This is a genomic window from Oleiagrimonas soli (assembly GCF_000761445.1).
In the GTDB taxonomy this organism is placed as follows: Bacteria; Pseudomonadota; Gammaproteobacteria; order Xanthomonadales; family Rhodanobacteraceae; genus Oleiagrimonas; species Oleiagrimonas soli.
Window position 1 is genome coordinate 650,152 of the sequence record NZ_KN196470.1, and the last position, 14,544, is coordinate 664,695.

Annotated in this window: 21 protein-coding genes and 1 tRNA gene; 15 read left to right on the top strand and 7 right to left on the bottom strand. The window is 67.7% G+C overall.

What is annotated here, in order from left to right; all coding sequences use genetic code 11:
- Window positions 1–19 precede the first annotated feature (19 nt).
- The 4 genes from LF63_RS02805 to LF63_RS02820 all read left to right on the top strand — a co-directional run bounded on the left by LF63_RS02805 (window position 20) and on the right by LF63_RS02820 (window position 1,788).
- Complete coding sequence (locus tag LF63_RS02805) at window positions 20–409, top strand: MAPEG family protein (RefSeq protein WP_043099485.1); 390 nt, start codon at window positions 20–22, stop codon at window positions 407–409.
- 110 nt (window positions 410–519) lie between these two features.
- A complete protein-coding gene (locus tag LF63_RS02810; protein ID WP_043099486.1) occupies window positions 520–717 on the top strand; it encodes a CPXCG motif-containing cysteine-rich protein in 198 nt (65 codons plus the stop codon).
- Between the two features lie 26 nt (window positions 718–743).
- Entirely contained in the window at window positions 744–1,403 is a 660-nt protein-coding gene (locus LF63_RS02815; protein ID WP_052394617.1) for a dienelactone hydrolase family protein, read from the top strand.
- 10 nt (window positions 1,404–1,413) lie between these two features.
- Window positions 1,414–1,788 carry a hypothetical protein gene (locus LF63_RS02820; RefSeq protein WP_043099487.1) on the top strand — a complete coding sequence of 125 codons (375 nt, stop codon included), beginning with the start codon at window positions 1,414–1,416 and terminating at the stop codon, window positions 1,786–1,788.
- Between the two features lie 21 nt (window positions 1,789–1,809).
- Here LF63_RS02820 and LF63_RS02825 read toward each other — a convergent pair whose 3' ends face one another.
- Window positions 1,810–2,349: a cytochrome b gene (locus LF63_RS02825; protein ID WP_043099488.1), complete on the bottom strand. Its 540-nt coding sequence runs from the start codon at window positions 2,347–2,349 to the stop codon at window positions 1,810–1,812.
- A gap of 240 nt (window positions 2,350–2,589) precedes the next feature.
- On the opposite strand from LF63_RS02825, the gene LF63_RS02830 reads away from it, so the two are divergent.
- Window positions 2,590–2,877: a hypothetical protein gene (locus tag LF63_RS02830; RefSeq protein WP_043099490.1), complete on the top strand. Its 288-nt coding sequence runs from the start codon at window positions 2,590–2,592 to the stop codon at window positions 2,875–2,877.
- Window positions 2,878–2,965: 88 nt separating this feature from the next.
- On the opposite strand, the gene LF63_RS02835 is transcribed toward LF63_RS02830, so the two are convergent.
- Both LF63_RS02835 and LF63_RS15150 read right to left on the bottom strand, forming a co-directional pair.
- Window positions 2,966–3,640: an energy transducer TonB gene (locus LF63_RS02835; RefSeq protein ID WP_043099492.1), complete on the bottom strand. Its 675-nt coding sequence runs from the start codon at window positions 3,638–3,640 to the stop codon at window positions 2,966–2,968.
- A 182-nt stretch (window positions 3,641–3,822) separates the two neighbouring features.
- Entirely contained in the window at window positions 3,823–4,650 is an 828-nt protein-coding gene (locus tag LF63_RS15150; RefSeq protein WP_052394619.1) for a universal stress protein, read from the bottom strand.
- 151 nt (window positions 4,651–4,801) lie between these two features.
- Between LF63_RS15150 and LF63_RS02845 the strand changes: the two genes are divergently transcribed.
- Both LF63_RS02845 and trhA read left to right on the top strand, forming a co-directional pair.
- The gene (locus LF63_RS02845) at window positions 4,802–5,239 is read left to right on the top strand and encodes a hypothetical protein (protein WP_043099493.1); all 438 of its coding nucleotides are present in this window, start codon (window positions 4,802–4,804) and stop codon (window positions 5,237–5,239) included.
- A 117-nt stretch (window positions 5,240–5,356) separates the two neighbouring features.
- Window positions 5,357–6,052: a PAQR family membrane homeostasis protein TrhA gene (gene trhA / locus LF63_RS02850; RefSeq protein WP_043099494.1), complete on the top strand. Its 696-nt coding sequence runs from the start codon at window positions 5,357–5,359 to the stop codon at window positions 6,050–6,052.
- 6 nt (window positions 6,053–6,058) lie between these two features.
- On the opposite strand, the gene LF63_RS02855 is transcribed toward trhA, so the two are convergent.
- Together LF63_RS02855 and LF63_RS02860 are read right to left on the bottom strand one after the other, a co-directional pair.
- Window positions 6,059–6,541 carry a DUF456 domain-containing protein gene (locus LF63_RS02855; protein ID WP_043103012.1) on the bottom strand — a complete coding sequence of 161 codons (483 nt, stop codon included), beginning with the start codon at window positions 6,539–6,541 and terminating at the stop codon, window positions 6,059–6,061.
- Window positions 6,542–6,615: 74 nt separating this feature from the next.
- On the bottom strand, window positions 6,616–7,392 hold the full coding sequence (locus LF63_RS02860) for a ferredoxin--NADP reductase (protein ID WP_043099495.1): 777 nt from the start codon (window positions 7,390–7,392) through the stop codon (window positions 6,616–6,618).
- Window positions 7,393–7,528: 136 nt separating this feature from the next.
- Between LF63_RS02860 and dusA the strand changes: the two genes are divergently transcribed.
- The 4 genes from dusA to LF63_RS02880 all read left to right on the top strand — a co-directional run bounded on the left by dusA (window position 7,529) and on the right by LF63_RS02880 (window position 11,108).
- Window positions 7,529–8,566, top strand: coding sequence for a tRNA dihydrouridine(20/20a) synthase DusA (dusA, locus tag LF63_RS02865; protein ID WP_081945240.1), 1,038 nt, complete (start codon window positions 7,529–7,531; stop codon window positions 8,564–8,566).
- An 87-nt stretch (window positions 8,567–8,653) separates the two neighbouring features.
- On the top strand, window positions 8,654–8,947 hold the full coding sequence (locus LF63_RS02870) for a PepSY domain-containing protein (protein WP_052394620.1): 294 nt from the start codon (window positions 8,654–8,656) through the stop codon (window positions 8,945–8,947).
- A 13-nt stretch (window positions 8,948–8,960) separates the two neighbouring features.
- Window positions 8,961–9,656: a response regulator transcription factor gene (locus LF63_RS02875; protein WP_043099496.1), complete on the top strand. Its 696-nt coding sequence runs from the start codon at window positions 8,961–8,963 to the stop codon at window positions 9,654–9,656.
- A gap of 72 nt (window positions 9,657–9,728) precedes the next feature.
- Entirely contained in the window at window positions 9,729–11,108 is a 1,380-nt protein-coding gene (locus LF63_RS02880; RefSeq protein WP_152569229.1) for an ATP-binding protein, read from the top strand.
- A gap of 16 nt (window positions 11,109–11,124) precedes the next feature.
- Here the strand turns inward: LF63_RS02880 and LF63_RS02885 are convergent, their stop codons facing one another.
- Window positions 11,125–11,502, bottom strand: a complete 378-nt coding sequence (locus LF63_RS02885; RefSeq protein ID WP_152569230.1) for a hypothetical protein — start codon at window positions 11,500–11,502, stop codon at window positions 11,125–11,127.
- Window positions 11,503–11,695: 193 nt separating this feature from the next.
- On the opposite strand from LF63_RS02885, the gene LF63_RS02890 reads away from it, so the two are divergent.
- The 4 genes from LF63_RS02890 (at window position 11,696) to LF63_RS02905 (ending at window position 14,253) form a co-directional block, all read left to right on the top strand.
- Window positions 11,696–12,661 (top strand): biotin--[acetyl-CoA-carboxylase] ligase, encoded by a 966-nt coding sequence (locus tag LF63_RS02890; protein WP_043099499.1) that lies wholly within the window; start codon window positions 11,696–11,698, stop codon window positions 12,659–12,661.
- Window positions 12,658–13,413, top strand: coding sequence for a type III pantothenate kinase (locus LF63_RS02895; protein WP_043099501.1), 756 nt, complete (start codon window positions 12,658–12,660; stop codon window positions 13,411–13,413). Before LF63_RS02890 ends, LF63_RS02895 begins: the two co-directional genes overlap by 4 nt.
- A gap of 40 nt (window positions 13,414–13,453) precedes the next feature.
- The gene (locus tag LF63_RS02900) at window positions 13,454–14,125 is read left to right on the top strand and encodes an SPOR domain-containing protein (RefSeq protein WP_043099502.1); all 672 of its coding nucleotides are present in this window, start codon (window positions 13,454–13,456) and stop codon (window positions 14,123–14,125) included.
- 52 nt (window positions 14,126–14,177) lie between these two features.
- A tRNA-Thr gene (locus tag LF63_RS02905) sits at window positions 14,178–14,253 on the top strand.
- A gap of 57 nt (window positions 14,254–14,310) precedes the next feature.
- On the opposite strand, the gene LF63_RS02910 is transcribed toward LF63_RS02905, so the two are convergent.
- Complete coding sequence (locus LF63_RS02910) at window positions 14,311–14,508, bottom strand: hypothetical protein (RefSeq protein WP_043099503.1); 198 nt, start codon at window positions 14,506–14,508, stop codon at window positions 14,311–14,313.
- Between the last annotated feature and the right edge of the window lie 36 nt (window positions 14,509–14,544).

A 14,544-nucleotide genomic window follows, 5' to 3' on the forward strand; every position in this document is an offset into this window, starting at 1 on the left:
CGTCGGGGAGGGGACGCAGATGAGTGTGACGATGACGATGCTGGCCTGGAGCGTGGTGCTGGGGCTGGTGCATATCCTGCTGGCGGCGACGTTCTCGGTCGCGCGCAATGGCCTGGGCTGGGCGCTGAGCGCGCGCGATGCGAGCAAGCCGGCGCTGGACGGCATCGGCGGGCGCGTGCAGCGTGCGTCGGCCAATTTCCTGGAGACCTTCGTGCTGTTCGCCGCGGCGTTGCTGGCGGCGGTGGCGATGGGTCGCGGCGATGCCCAGTTGGCGCTGGCCGCGCAGCTGTACTTCTGGGGTCGGCTGGCCTATCTGCCGATCTACGCGCTGGGCATTCCGGTGCTGCGCACGCTGGCGTGGGCGGTGGCGATGGTCGGTCTGGTGATGGTGCTGCTGACGTTGTTCTAGAACGCGCGGCGACGCCATGCCGCGCATGTCGGCGGCGGTCGGGACGTGATCGCCGCCGACGCACGGGGTAAGCTGATAGGCGAACGTCCGCGGTAACGGCGGAGGCCGCCATGAACGAACTGGAATCGGTCGCCGCGACTTGCCCGTATTGCGGCGAGCCGATCGAGCTGACCGTCGATTGCACGGTGGAAGCGCAGCGCTACATCGAGGATTGCGAGGTGTGCTGCCGTCCCATCGACATCGAGGTGCGCGTGCGGCGCGCCGATGGTCTGCCCGAACTGACGCTGCGTACGCAGGACGACGTCTGATCGACCCCCACCCCAAGGAAACAAGCATGGCTGACAAGATTCGACTGCAGGACGGCCCGCCGGCCGTGAACGCCTGGATGGCGCAATCGGAGGGCACGCCCAAGGGCGGCGTCGTGGTGATTCAGGAAATCTTCGGCGTCACCTCGCACATCCGCAACGTGGTCGACGGCTACGCGAAGGCGGGTTACACGGCGATCGCACCGGCCATTTTCGATCTGGTGCAGTCGGACGTCGAGCTGCCCTACGACGAGGGCGGCATAAAGCAGGGCATCGAGTTCGTCGGCAAGATTTCCTTCGACGCGGCGCTGGCGCTGGTCAAGGCCGCGGCGGATCGCATCGCTAGCGTCGGAAAGGTCGGCGTGGTCGGTTATTGCTGGGGCGGCACGGTGGCGTATCTTTCGGCGCTGCGTCTGGGCCTGCCGGCGGTGAGCTACTACGGCGGACGCAACACGCAGTTCGTCGAGGAGCCGGCGCTGGCGCCGCTGATGTTCCACTATGGCGAGCGCGACGCGCACATCAGTGCGGCCGACCGCGACCGCGTGCGCAAGGCCCATCCGGATGCGGAATTCCATGTCTATCCGGCCGATCACGGCTTCAACTGCGACGAACGCGGCAGCTACGACGCGACGGCGGCGGCGCTGGCGCGCAAGCGCACGCTGGCGTTCTTCGCCGAGCATCTGAGCTGATCCGCGCCGCATGAATCTGCGGTTTCTCGACATGGGTATGGCCGGCGTGCTGGAAGCGGCGTTGATCGCGTTCCTGGCCGGCGTGGTGGCATGGCTGCTGGTGCATGCCCTGGTCGGGCGACGGCTGGGCTGGAGCGCCGGCAAGCAGATCGGCTGGGCCTACCTGCTGACACTGCTCGGCGCTTGCAGCGTGGATCTGTGGAATTTGCTGTACATGGGCATCGTGCCGATGCAGTCGCCGGTGACCATCCAGCGCGTGCTGGCGGATATCCACGACCCGGATTTCCTCGGCACGCGCGTGGTCGCCGAAGTGGCGACGGCCGGCCTTGGCGTGATGCTCGGCTGGCTGCTGACCTCGGGCCATCTGCGTCGGCGAACGCGCTGACGCAGACGTCCGTTCGCGAGGTCAGGACTGCTTGTAGAGCATCCGACGCAGCGTGTTGTCCTTGCGGCCCCAGTGGTGCCAGAAGGCGGCGACCGCGTGCAGCACGACCAGCCACAGAAACACGTTGCCGGCCAGTTCGTGGTACTCGCCCAGCTGATGCGAGAAGTTCTTGTCCGGCGACACGAATGTCGGCAGCGGGATGCCGAAGAAGGCCACCGCATGGTCGCCCGCCTGCATCATCAGCAGGCCGAGGATCGGCTGGATCACGATCAGCGCGTAGAAGACCGCGTGCATGGTGTGGGCCGGGATGCGCTGCCACAGCGGCGCGGGCGGCACGATGGCGGGACGTTTGCCGGCCAGGCGCACGATCAGGCGCGGCAGGAACAGGATCAGCACGGCCAGGCCGAACTGCATGTGGAAGTACATCATGTTCGAGCGCAGCGCCGAGCCGCGCGGTGCATATTCATGCAGCTCCACGAGGGCCAGCGCGGCGATCACCAGGGTCGCGATGAGCCAGTGCAGGTTGCGCAGCCAGAAGCCGTAGCGTGTCGGATTGTTCATCGATCGATCTTCCATCGTGGCAGGGTCAACAGACCGTTTTCGGGCAGGCACGAGTGGCAGGTCGCCGCTGCGCGCGCGTACCGTGGAGTCTACGTAAACGCACGACCGCGCGAAGCGATGACTTCCGGCCGATGCGAGGTGGGTGGGGACGGCGTAGCTTCAAGCATGGCAGGACGGACTTTGGCATTGCTTAAGCGCCGTCCGCATGACGCTGACGCGCATTCGCGCGAGGAGACGACAATGATCGAGCTGTTGGTGGTCGCGGCCGTGATCGGCGCGCTGTGGCTGATCGGTTCTGTGGTCGGCCTGATGTTCAAGCTGGTGTTCGGTCTGGTGGGCGGTGTGTTCAGCCTGCTGGGCGGTCTGCTGGCACTGGGGGTGGGGCTGATCGTGCTGCCCTTCGCCGTGCTGGCGATGTTGCCGAGCGTGCTGCCGGCGCTGCTGGTGATCGGCGTGGTCTGGCTGATCGCGCGTTCCGCCAGCCGTTCGACGCCGGCGCCGGCTGCGCACGGATCCGGTCCCGCGTGAACCACGGGCCGCGTGAAGCCACGCGGCCCGCCGATGATCTCGGACACCGCGCCGCCCGGCAGTGGAAGCGGCGCGGTTCGTGCGCGTCTCAATGCAGGTTGAACACCACCGGCACGAGGGCCCAGGCGGCGGTGGTCTGTCCGTTCACCTGTGCCGGCTGGAACAGCCACTTGCGCAGCACCTGCAGGCGCGCGGTGCGATCCAGCAGCGGGTAACCGCTGCTCTGCGCGATCACCACATGCTGCGGACGCCCCTGCGTGTCGACCAGCACGCGCAGCATGACCGTACCCTGCATGTGGGCGCGACGGGCAGCCGTGGGATAGGTCGGCGCGGGAGCGCGCACATAGGCCAGGTCCGCGTGAATGGGGCCGGGCGGCGCCGTTGTCGGCGTGACGGACGGCGCGATGTCGGTGGGCATCGGCGGCGACACGACCTGCGTTTGCGGCGTGGCCATCGGCGTCGGCGCGACCTGCGGTTTCGGTACAGGCACGGGGATCGGGCGCGCGGTGTGCGTGACGGGCGTGGGGTGAGGCCGCTTGGGCATGATGACTGGCGGCAACGGCTTGGGCGCGACCTTCGGCTCGGCCTCGATCCAACGCAGCACCGGCGGCGGCTTGATCGGCGTCCGTTGCAGCATGGGCGCGAGCGGACGCAGGGCCAGCAGCAGCACGGCGGCATTGAGACTGATCGCCGCGCTGATGGCGACGACGCGCGCCATGTCGGGATGCGGCATGGCGCTGCGTTCGAGAACGTTCGGGGACATGGACCACCTCCTTCGCGTGGAAAGCGAATCGCGTGGTGCCGAACACCGTTGCGGTGAGAATGGCGAGCGGCGTCCGGTTCACCCTGCGCTTCGTGATCCTTGAACGCAGCAACGCGCCGAACGGGGTTAACCCCCGGCCGCAGGGAGGGGGCCATCCATCCATCCATCGCGATGGGATGCGGTCAGTGTGCGACCAGCAGCGGCAGCGTGCGCTGGCCGAACAGATGGCGCGTGGCGCCGCCCAGCACCAGTTCGGCCAGGCGCGAGCGGCCCCAGGCGCCCATCACGATCAGATCGGCGTCGTCGTCCCGGGCGCGTGCCTCGATGGCCGGTCCGGAAGCGCCCTCCGGACGGAACGGTTCGATGATGGCGGCGATGCCCTGACGGTCCAGCCATTCCTGCAGGTGCAACGTGGGCGGACGCATCGGATCGACGCGCTCGGCATCGTCGCTGCCGTCAAGGATGCGCACATGCGCCGCGCGGGCGAGCAGGGGGCGTGCGCCGCGCAAGGCCAGCGTGGCTTCGCGGCTGCCGTTCCAGGCGACCAGGATGCGTTCGCCGCAGGAGGCCTCCTGCGGCAGATCTTCGGGAAGGATCAGTACGGGACAGCGGCAGCCGAACACGCTGCGCGACACCGTGCCGTAGCCGAGCGGGGTGTCGCGGTGGTCGTCGCAGCGCGCCAGGATGAGCAGTTCGTAGGCGGCGGCCATATGGCACAGCACGCTCGACGCGTCGCCCTGCGCAGCATGCCAACGGCCCTGCAGATGCAGGACGTCGAGTCGCTGCGCGAACCAGGCGTCGCGCTCGCAGGCGTGTGCGTAGCGGCGCTGCAGGGTGTCCATCTGCATCGGCACCGCTTCGGGCACGCTGAAGGCGGCCGGCGGCAGCGGCACGATCTCCACGCCATCGAGGTACGCGCCCAGGCGCTGGGCCAGCGCGCCGCCCACGCGCAAGGCGGTGTCTGCTGCATCGTCCGAACCGATCCTGACCAGCCATTGCATGCTCGACATGACGCGCGCGCTCCCGAGGGCCTGACAACGACTCTAGACCGATAGGCGCGGGCTTTCAAAGCCTTGTCGAGCGGGGCGGGCGCATTGCCGTCGCGTTCATGTTCGGGTGCCAGAATGGGGCCTTCCGATCTTTCACAGGGAGCCTACCGAGATGCGCAACTGGATGATTCCGACCCTGCTTCTGGCGAGTCTGGCCTTCGCCGCGCCGCACACGGCGCGCGCGGCCGATCTTTCCTGCAAGCTGCACTACAACCTGTCCGGTTGGTCGATTTTCTACAAGACGGCCAAGGGCAGTGGCACCGTGACGTGCTCCAACGGACAGAGCGTGCACGTGCGCATCCGTGTCAAGGGCGGCGGCTTGACGGTCGGCAAGACCGAGGTCCACGACGGCATCGGCAAGTTCACCGGCCTGTCCTCGATCGATCAGGTCTACGGCCACTACGCCACGGCCGGCGCGCATGCCGGCGTCGCCGACAAGAGCGCCTCGTCCGGCGTGGTCACCAAGGGCAACGTGTCCCTGGCGCTGGCCGGCAAGGGCCAGGGCTGGAACCTCGGCGTGGATGCCGGCGCATTCATCATCGAGCGCTGAGAAGCCGGTGCGTGTCCGCGACGTGACGCAGGTCGCGCCGCGGGCGCTCGCAAGTTTCCGTACGCTCGGGTATGTTGAAGTCGTGCCGCGTCCGGCGCGGCGTTTCGGAGTTCCGTCATGACATCCTCGGCGTCTGCCGCCGCGCTGGACCGCTACAGTCTCCCCGACGAGATCGCCAGCAGCATCACCCATGGCATCGGCATCCTGCTCAGCATTGCCGGCCTGGTGGTGCTGGTGGCCTTTGCCGCCAAGTACGGCGAGGCGCGGGCCATCGCGTCCTGCGCCGTGTTCGGCAGCACGCTGGTGCTGCTGTACACCGCGTCCACGGTCTACCACACCACCTCGAGCGTGCAGCATCCGCGGCCTTCGCCGCGGCTGGAACCGTGGCTGCGCCGGCTCGATCACATCGCCATCTATCTGCTGATTGCCGGCACCTACACGCCGTTCACGCTGCTGGCGCTGCCGGGGGCGTGGGGCTGGAGCCTGTTCGGCACGGTGTGGGCGCTGGCGGTGATCGGCAGCGTGGTCGAACTGGGTTTCCTGCACGAGGTGCGCTGGCTGGCGTCGCTGCTGTACATCGCGATGGGCTGGATCGGCCTGGTCGCGATCGGTCCGCTGGTCGAGTACGTCGCCACCGGCGGACTGGTGCTGCTGCTCGCGGGCGGCATCGCCTACACCCTGGGCGTGCCGTTCTATCTGAGCCGACGCATGCCGTTCAACCACACCATCTGGCATCTGTTCGTGCTGGCCGGCAGCGTACTGCACTACCTGGCGGTGTTGCTGTACGTGCTGCCGAACGCGCCGGCAGGCTGAGCGGTTTCACCCGAAGATCATTCGGAAACCGAACAGCGCCAGCATCACGAACGACAGCACCACCTTGGCCAGCGTGCCCAGCAGCAGACCGACCCAGGTGCCCACGCCGACATGGGTCGAGCGCAGCACGCTGCTGCCGGACATCAGTTCGCCGGCCAGTGCGCCGATGAACGGCCCCAGCAGCAGGCCGGGCAGGCCGAAGAACAGGCCGACCACGGTGCCGATGGCCGAGCCCCACAGGGCCGCGGGCGTGGCGCCGACGCGCTTGGCGCCGAACACGCTGGCGACCAGGTCCAGCAACATCGCCAGTGCGCCGATCAGGGCGATGATCAGCAGCCACCAGAAGCCGACGTGGCGGTAACCGTCCACGCCTGCCGCCAGCCACAGGCCGGCGTAGAGAATCGGAATGCCGGGCAGCGCCGGCAGGATCGCGCCGGCCAGGCCGATCACGACCAGCACGCCGGCTAGCACGTAGAGAAGAATGTCGATCCAGGGCATGCCGTCATGATGCACGTTCCGGCACGGGCTGCCCACCGCCGTTCGACATGGCGGCGGGCGACGGGTTACTTCTCGACGAAAGCGCGCTCGATCACGTAGTCGCCGGGCTCGCGCGTGCGCGGCGAGATGCGGAAACCGCGCGCGTCGAGCAGGGCGCAGGTGTCGTCGAGCATCGACGGACTGCCGCACAGCATCGCGCGGTCCTGGTCCGGGTTCAGCGGCGGCAGGCCGATGGCGTCGGTCAGCGCGTCGGTCTCGATGGCGGTGGTCAGACGGCCGGTGTGGCGGAACGCCTCGCGCGTCACCGTCGGGTAGTAGATCAGCTGGGCGCGGACCATCTCGCCGAGGAATTCGTCGGCAGGCAGGTCGTGCTCGATGTAGTGCGCGTAGGCCAAGTCCTCGACCTGGCGCACGCCGTGACACACGATCACCTTCTCGAAACGCTCGTAGACGTCTGGATCGCGGATCAGGCTGAGGAACGGCGCCAGTCCGGTGCCGGTGCCGAACAGGTACAGGCGCTTGCCCGGCTTCAGGTCGCCCAGCACCAGAGTGCCGGTCGGCTTGCGGCTGACGATGATCTCGTCGCCGACCTTCATGTGCTGCAGACGCGAGGTCAGGGGGCCGTCCGGTACCTTGATGGAGAAGAACTCCAGGTACTCGTCGTAGTGCGCGCTGGCGATCGAGTAGGCGCGCATCAACGGCCGCCCGTCGACCGGCAGGCCGATCATCACGAACTGCCCGCTGATGAAGCGGAAGCCCGGATCGCGCGTGGTTTTGAAGCTGAAAAGCGAATCGTTCCAGTGGTGCACGTCGAGGACGCGCTCCGTAGCCAGAGCCACCATGCCTTGATCTCTAAAAAACGTTGGAAAGCGGGACGTCTGCGCGCCGACCCGCGGCGGGGTCGGGGTGCGCATGTATCCCGGGGTGCGCATGTATCCTATGCGGCACGCAGCATCCCGTATTTCGCCGATGTCCGACATGACCGAAGTCAATTCGACGGCCCCGACTGCCGGCTCCGTGGCCTCGTCGCGGGGCGACGACCACCCCTGGCGCCTGAGCGTCGCGCCGATGATGGACTGGACCGATCGGCACTGCCGCTACTTCCACCGGCTGCTGTCGCCGCATGCGCGATTGTACACCGAGATGGTCACCTCGGCCGCGCTGGTACACGGCAACCGCCTGCATCTGCTGGAACACAACCAGGAGGAACACCCGGTCGCGCTGCAGCTCGGCGGCAGCGAACCGGACGAGCTGGCGCAGGCCGCGCGCTTCGGCGCCGAGGCAGGTTACGACGAGATCAATCTCAACGTCGGCTGTCCGTCCGACCGCGTGCAGTCGGGCCGTTTCGGCGCCTGCCTGATGCTGGAGCCGGAACGCGTGGCCGACTGCGTGCGCGCCATGCGCGAAACGGTGCGCGTGCCGGTGACGGTGAAGTGCCGCATCGGCGTGGACGAACAGGACAGCGAACGCGATCTGCAGCGCTTCACCGAGCGCATGGTCGAGGCCGGCGTCGAGGTGCTGATCGTGCATGCGCGCAAGGCGTGGCTGCAGGGACTCAGTCCGAAGGAGAACCGCGAGGTGCCGCCGCTCGACTACGGTCGCGTGTACCGGTTGCGCGAAGCCTTTCCGCAGCTCAGCGTGATCATCAACGGCGGCATCGTCGATGCCGACGCCGTGCAGACACATCTGCAGCACGTCGACGGCGTGATGCTGGGGCGCGCGGCCTATCAACATCCGTGGATCCTGGCCGAGCTCGACACCCGGTTGTGGGGCACGCCGCGTCCCGACCGCGTGGAACTGCTGCGCCGCATGCGGCCCTACATCGAAGCCGAGATGGCGCGCGGCGGCCAGCTCAAGCACGTGGTCCGGCACATGCTCGGACTGTTCCACGGCGCGCCCGGCGCACGCCGGTTCCGGCGCGTGCTCAGCGAGGGCGCGCACCGGCCGGAAGCCGGGTGGGCACTGGTCGAGCAGGCCATCGCCGCACTCGGCCCGGCAGCGCGTGACGCGGCCTGAAACCGCGGTTCAGCACGAATTCAATGCCGCCCGTCATGATGGGGGCCAGCATTGATCCGTCCGTACGCATCCCGCAGGGGGTATTTGATGACTGCCAGCGCACGCATTCTGGCCGCTGCACTGTTCTGTTTCACCGGCGTGGTACTGGCTGCGCAGCACGCGCCCGCGCATGCGCGCGAGGCGAAGCCGCAGGCCAAGGCGCCGTTGACGCTGGAACAGGCGGTCGCGCGCGTGCAGAATCAGACCGGTGGCAAGGTGCTGAAGGCCGATTCGCGCAATTTCGGCCGGATCGTCGAATACAGGATCAAGGTACTCACGCCCAAGGGGCATGTGCGCGTGGTGACGCTGCGAAGCGACCAGCGCGTCACGGACTCGAATTGAAGGAGAGACATCCATGCGAATCCTTTTGGTAGAGGATGAGGCGCCGCTGCGCGAGACGCTGGCGGCGCGGCTGAAGCGCGACGGGTTCGCCGTCGACGCGGCATCCGACGGCGAAGAGGGCCAGTATCTGGGCCGCGAGGTGCCGTTCGATCTGGCCATCATCGATCTCGGTCTGCCGAAGATGTCCGGCATGGAGCTGGTCAAGTCGTTGCGCGAGGACGGGCAGCGTTACCCGATCCTGATCCTGACCGCGCGTTCCAGCTGGCAGGACAAGGTCGAAGGCCTCAAGCACGGCGCCGACGATTACATGATCAAGCCGTTCCACGTCGAGGAACTGCTGGCGCGCATCAACGCCCTGGTGCGCCGCGCCAGCGGCTGGTCGCGTCCGGTGCTGGCCTGCGGCCCGGTGCATCTGGACACCACCGCGCAGACCGTCGCGGTCAACGGCAAGCCGGTCGATCTGACCAGCTACGAATACAAGGTGCTCGAATACCTGATGATGCACGCCGGCGAGCTGGTCTCGAAGGCCGATCTCACCGAACACATCTACCAGCAGGATTTCGACCGCGATTCCAACGTGCTCGAAGTCTTCATCGGCCGCCTGCGCCGCAAGCTGGACCCGGACGGCGAGATCAAGCCGATCGAGACCGTGCGCGGTCGCGGCTATCGTTTCGCGATTCCGCGCGACGAGGTCGAAGAGGACGAATGACGTCCCCCGCCATCCGCCCGACGGTCCGCGTGCGATGCTGCGGGGGTGGGCGGCATGGGGCATGATCCAAGCATGAGTTCCCGCCGTCCGCTGTCGCTGATCACGCGCTCGACACTGGCCACGGGTCTGGCCCTGATTGCCTTTCTGGGTCTGGCCGGCCTGTCGCTGGATCGTGCCTATTTCGAGAGTGCGCGTGCGGCGTTGCGCGACCGGTTGCAGGGCTACGTCTACGCCTACCTGGCCTCGACCGACGTCGGCCGGGGCGGGCGCGTGCTGTCACCGGATTCGCCGCCGCCGCATTCGGATTTTCTGCAGCCCGGTTCGGGACTGTACGCGGTCATCGACGGCGACAACGGCTACCACTGGGAATCGCCATCGGCGGTCGGGCGTCGCCTGGGCCTGCAGGAGCATCTGCGGCCCGGCGAGAATTCGTTCCGCGGTCCGGTGCAGAGCAGCGTCGGCGGCATGTACATCTACAGCCTCGGCGTGGCCTACGACGATGCGCGCGGGCAGCCGGTCGATCTGACCTTCACCGTGGCGCAGACCGAGACGCAGTTCGTCAGTCAGCTCAGCGTCTATCGGCGCACCCTCTACACGTGGCTGGCTGCGCTGGGCCTGGTGCTGCTGTTGCTGCAGCTGCTGCTGCTGCGCTGGAGCCTGTTCCCGCTGCGACGGGTATCTTCGGATTTGGCGCGCGTCGACCGCGGCGACAGCGACCGGCTGGAAGGCGCCTATCCGATCGAGTTGTCCGGCCTGACTCACAGCCTCAACAACTTCATCGAGAACGAACGCCGCAGTCTGACCCGCAACCGCAACATCCTCGCCGATCTGGCGCACAGCCTGAAGACGCCGCTGGCGGTGGTGCGTTCGCGCCTGGAGCTGGGCGACGTCCACGACGAGGCGCGCAAGGACATCACCGACCAGGTGCAGCGGATGGACGACATCGTTGCCTATCAGCTGTCGCGCGGCGCATCGTCGGGCGTGCCCACGTTCGTGGCGCCGGTCGAGGTGGCCGCGCATGCCGAGGATCTGGTGCAGGGGCTGGAGAAGGTGCACGCCTCGCGCAACGTGCTGTGCGAATTCGAGATCGAGGTCGACGCACGCTTCTACGGCGAAGCCGGCGATCTGCTGGAAATCCTCGGCAACCTGCTCGAAAACGCCTTCAAGTGGGCGCAGCATCGCGTGCTGCTCAGCGCGCGCCCGATGCCCGAGCGTGGCAAGCGGCGTCCCGGGCTGGAGATCTGCGTGGAAGATGACGGCCCCGGCATCGATGCGGATCAGGTCGAGCGAATCCTGCAGCGCGGCGTGCGCGGCGACGAGCGCGTGCAGGGACACGGCATCGGGTTGTCGATCGTGCAGGACATCGTCAACACGCACAATGCCACGCTCGAGGTCGCGCGTTCGGATGAGCTGGGCGGCGCCCAGTTCCGCATCCACTTCAGCGCGGTCTGAGCGTTCCCGGTTGTTGTTACTGGATGGAGCCCGGCAGCAGGGACTGCCAGCCGAGGCTGGGATGCGCGTCGCCGGAGCGGTCGGCACTGCCGCTGCCGCCATCGTGGCAATGACCGATGCCGGTCGAGACGCTGGCGGACAGGTCGTCGCAGCCGCCCTGGCTATTGCCGCCGGTCGACGGCGTGCTGGCCGCGGGCGGTGCCGTCGGCGTGGCGCCGATGCTGGCGTCGCCGTTGGCGTCGTTGCTCGTGCCGCTGCTCTGTGCGGCGCTGTGCTGCGCGCTGTCGTGTCCCGTGCCGTGTCCCACCGCGCCGTCGTTCTTGGCGTACACCGCCGGCGCCGCGAGGAACGCGCCGCTGAACAGCAATACCGACAATGCATGGGTGGGTTTCATGGGGCCAACCTCGGAAATCCGGGCCAGACTCTGAATACTCGCAGAATGCTAGCCAAGATGCCAGTGACCCCGAATGCGCGACCGCCACCCTTCCGTCCGTGCGCTGCGCATGGTGCAATCGGGGTTTGTCATCGCCATTCGACCGCCATTCCCCTCATGTTGCGTTTTTCCGTCCCCCGTTCGAGGTCCGCGCATGCAGCCGCGTGACCTGCTGGCCGCGCTCGCGGCGGGCGCGCCGTTGTCCGGTGCCGAACTGGCCCGGCAGCTGGGTCTTACGCGTGCGGCGGTGTGGAAGCAGGTCGAGCAGTTGCGCGAGCAGGGGTTGCCGATCAAGGCGCGGCGCGGTGCCGGATATCGGCTGCCGTGGCCGGTTCAGTTGCTCGACGCGCGCCTCATTCGCAAGCACTGTGCCATCGAGCCGGGAGCGCTGGAGGTGCATTGGTCGCTGGATTCGACGTCCAGCGAGTGCCAGCGGCGCGCGAGCGGATTGGCCGACGGTAGCGTGATTCTGGCCGAGACCCAGCATGCGGGGCGCGGTCGGCGCGGTCGGCATTGGCTGTCGCCGCCGGGGCTGAACATGTATCTGTCGTGCCTGAAGCGTTTCGACCGCGGCTTTGCGGCTCTGTCCGGGCTATCGCTGGCGGTCGGCGTGGCGCTGGTACGTGCGTTGGAGGCACACGGTTATGCCGGGATCGGTCTGAAATGGCCGAACGACGTGCTGGTCCGCGACAGCGGCGCCAAGCTGGCCGGCATCCTGGTCGAACTGAGCGGCGAGTACCAGGGGCCGAGCGCGGCCGTCATCGGCATCGGTCTGAATCTGCGTCTGCCCGAGGTGCTGCGCGCACAGGCCGGGCAGGCGGTCGCCGATCTGGCCGAGTTGGGCAGCGAGCCGCCGCCGGACCGGAACCTTCTGATCGGCAGCGTGATCGACCATCTGCTGAAGGCGTTGAAGACCTTCGATGCGCACGGTTTCGAGGCGTTTCTCGACGACTACGCGGCGCGCGATCTGCTGCGTTCGCGGGTGCTGCGATTGAGCGACGCACGTGGCCAGTTCGAGGCCATCGGCGACGGCGTCGATGCGCGCGGCGCCCTGCGCGTGCTGCGCGCTGGCGAGCCGGTGCTGGTGGACAGCGCCGATGTCACGGTGCGCGCGTCATGACGGTGCTGCTGGATCTGGGCAACACGCGGCTGAAATGGGCCATGCACGATGGTGCGGGGATGCAGGCCGTGCATGCGCTGGCGTGGCATACGCTGGATGTGGCGGGTGCGCTGGATCCGCTGATCGAGGCGGTGCGTCGCGATGGGCACGGGGTGCTCGGTGCGTCCGTCGCGGGTTCGGCGCGCGAGCAACGCGTGGTCGAAGCGCTGACCGCGCACGGCCTGCCCGCGCCGCGCTGGGTGCGTACCCCGGTCGAGGCCTGCGGCGTGCGTAACGGCTACGCGAAGGCGTCGAAACTCGGCGTGGACCGTTTTCTGACGATGGTGGCAGCCTACCGCGATGGACTGGCGCCGTGCGTGGTGGTCAGCGCGGGCACGGCGCTGACGCTCGATGCGCTGACGGCCGACGGGCGACATCTCGGCGGTTTGATCGCGCCCGGTCCGCGCCTGATGCAGCGCGCGTTGCATGAAGCGGCGGCGCAGCTTCCGCCGCCGCAGGACGCGCCGATTCGCGACCGCGCCGACGACACCGAAGCGGCCATCGCCTCGGGGTGCTGGCAGGCGGCGGTGGCGCTGGTCGAACGCTTCCATGCGCGCAGCGCCGCCGATCTCGGCGATGGAGCAACGCTGCTGCTGTCGGGCGGCGATGCTCAGGCCATCGCCGAGCAGTTGCGAGTGCCGGCGCAGGTGCGTCCGGATATGGTGCTTCACGGTCTGGCGGCATGGGACGCTGCGCAGACATCCGCGTCATGAAGGCGATGGCTACAATGATCGTCTCGATCGAGGGTGTTCGATGTTCGTCCGATTGCTGTTCCTGCTCTTGATTGCGCTCAACGTCGGTGTCGGCGCCTGGCTGGTGCTTGGCGACGGCAGCCATCGGTCGATGCCGGCGCCGACCGATCCCGGCGTGCCGGCGCTGCATCTGTTGTCGGAAAGCGGCGGCGCGTCCGGCGGCGGTGTGTCCGCGACGGCTGCCGCGAGCGGTGCACCCAAGCGCCCCGTGCAGGCGGGCAGCCGCTGTCTGAGCATCGGTCCCTTCGACACCCAGTCGGACACGCGCGATGCGGTGAACGCGCTCACCGCGCACGTGGCCGATATCCAGTACCGACAGGAGCAGACCACGCAGTCGACCGGCTGGTGGGTCTACCTACCGCCGCTGCCGTCGCGCGACCAGGCGCTGGCGATGGCGCGTCAGCTTTCCGCCAAGGGCGTCAGCGACTACTACGTGGTCACCGCCGGCGATCGTCAGAACACCATCTCGCTGGGCCTGTTCCACGACCCGGACAACGCGCGTCGCCGCCAGCAGCAGCTGATCGACCTGGGCTTCAAGCCGGAACTGAAGGAGCGCACCGAGACCCTGCCCGAATACTGGGTCGACGTCGCGTTGCCGGCCAAGTCGGATTTCGACTGGCACCGGTACCTGACGCGCACGGACATCAGCGCCAAGCCGGTTTCCTGCTTCTGAGCGCCGCTCCCACTCCGCGCGCACGGCGACGCCTGCTAGAATGCCGCGCCATGCCGGCATAGCTCAGTTGGTAGAGCAACCGCCTTGTAAGCGGTAGGTCCTCCGTTCGAGTCGGAGTGTCGGCACCATTTCCCGAGGCATCATCGCGCCGCGAATCCTCCGGGCGTGGTTGCGCGTTGCCGGATTCAGTGGAACGCCGGAATCCAGTGCAGGAAGTAGGCCGCGATCCAGTACAGCGGCCAGAGGCTGGCCAGGAACACGTTCAGCGGAATCTTGATGAACCAGTTCCAGCCTTGGTACAGCCCGTGCTTGTCGAAGAACATCAGGTAGACGAAGGTCGCGATCGAGCCGACCGTGTACAGGAACGACAGCACGCGTTTCATGGCGGATTCCCCGGGATGCGCTTTTCGCCGCGATCA

Bases quoted from the DNA above. Each gene is read 5' to 3' on its own strand.
- LF63_RS02805 (WP_043099485.1), top strand. From the start codon at position 20: ATGAGTGTGACGATGACGATGCTGGCCTGGAGCGTGGTGCTGGGGCTG.
- LF63_RS02810 (WP_043099486.1), top strand. From the start codon at position 520: ATGAACGAACTGGAATCGGTCGCCGCGACTTGCCCGTATTGCGGCGAG.
- LF63_RS02815 (WP_052394617.1), top strand. From the start codon at position 744: ATGGCTGACAAGATTCGACTGCAGGACGGCCCGCCGGCCGTGAACGCC.
- LF63_RS02820 (WP_043099487.1), top strand. From the start codon at position 1,414: ATGAATCTGCGGTTTCTCGACATGGGTATGGCCGGCGTGCTGGAAGCG.
- LF63_RS02825 (WP_043099488.1), bottom strand. From the start codon at position 2,349: ATGAACAATCCGACACGCTACGGCTTCTGGCTGCGCAACCTGCACTGG.
- LF63_RS02830 (WP_043099490.1), top strand. From the start codon at position 2,590: ATGATCGAGCTGTTGGTGGTCGCGGCCGTGATCGGCGCGCTGTGGCTG.
- LF63_RS02835 (WP_043099492.1), bottom strand. From the start codon at position 3,640: ATGTCCCCGAACGTTCTCGAACGCAGCGCCATGCCGCATCCCGACATG.
- LF63_RS15150 (WP_052394619.1), bottom strand. From the start codon at position 4,650: ATGTCGAGCATGCAATGGCTGGTCAGGATCGGTTCGGACGATGCAGCA.
- LF63_RS02845 (WP_043099493.1), top strand. From the start codon at position 4,802: ATGCGCAACTGGATGATTCCGACCCTGCTTCTGGCGAGTCTGGCCTTC.
- trhA (WP_043099494.1), top strand. From the start codon at position 5,357: ATGACATCCTCGGCGTCTGCCGCCGCGCTGGACCGCTACAGTCTCCCC.
- LF63_RS02860 (WP_043099495.1), bottom strand. From the start codon at position 7,392: ATGGTGGCTCTGGCTACGGAGCGCGTCCTCGACGTGCACCACTGGAAC.
- dusA (WP_081945240.1), top strand. From the start codon at position 7,529: ATGACCGAAGTCAATTCGACGGCCCCGACTGCCGGCTCCGTGGCCTCG.
- LF63_RS02870 (WP_052394620.1), top strand. From the start codon at position 8,654: ATGACTGCCAGCGCACGCATTCTGGCCGCTGCACTGTTCTGTTTCACC.
- LF63_RS02875 (WP_043099496.1), top strand. From the start codon at position 8,961: ATGCGAATCCTTTTGGTAGAGGATGAGGCGCCGCTGCGCGAGACGCTG.
- LF63_RS02880 (WP_152569229.1), top strand. From the start codon at position 9,729: ATGAGTTCCCGCCGTCCGCTGTCGCTGATCACGCGCTCGACACTGGCC.
- LF63_RS02885 (WP_152569230.1), bottom strand. From the start codon at position 11,502: ATGAAACCCACCCATGCATTGTCGGTATTGCTGTTCAGCGGCGCGTTC.
- LF63_RS02890 (WP_043099499.1), top strand. From the start codon at position 11,696: ATGCAGCCGCGTGACCTGCTGGCCGCGCTCGCGGCGGGCGCGCCGTTG.
- LF63_RS02895 (WP_043099501.1), top strand. From the start codon at position 12,658: ATGACGGTGCTGCTGGATCTGGGCAACACGCGGCTGAAATGGGCCATG.
- LF63_RS02900 (WP_043099502.1), top strand. From the start codon at position 13,454: ATGTTCGTCCGATTGCTGTTCCTGCTCTTGATTGCGCTCAACGTCGGT.
- LF63_RS02910 (WP_043099503.1), bottom strand. From the start codon at position 14,508: ATGAAACGCGTGCTGTCGTTCCTGTACACGGTCGGCTCGATCGCGACC.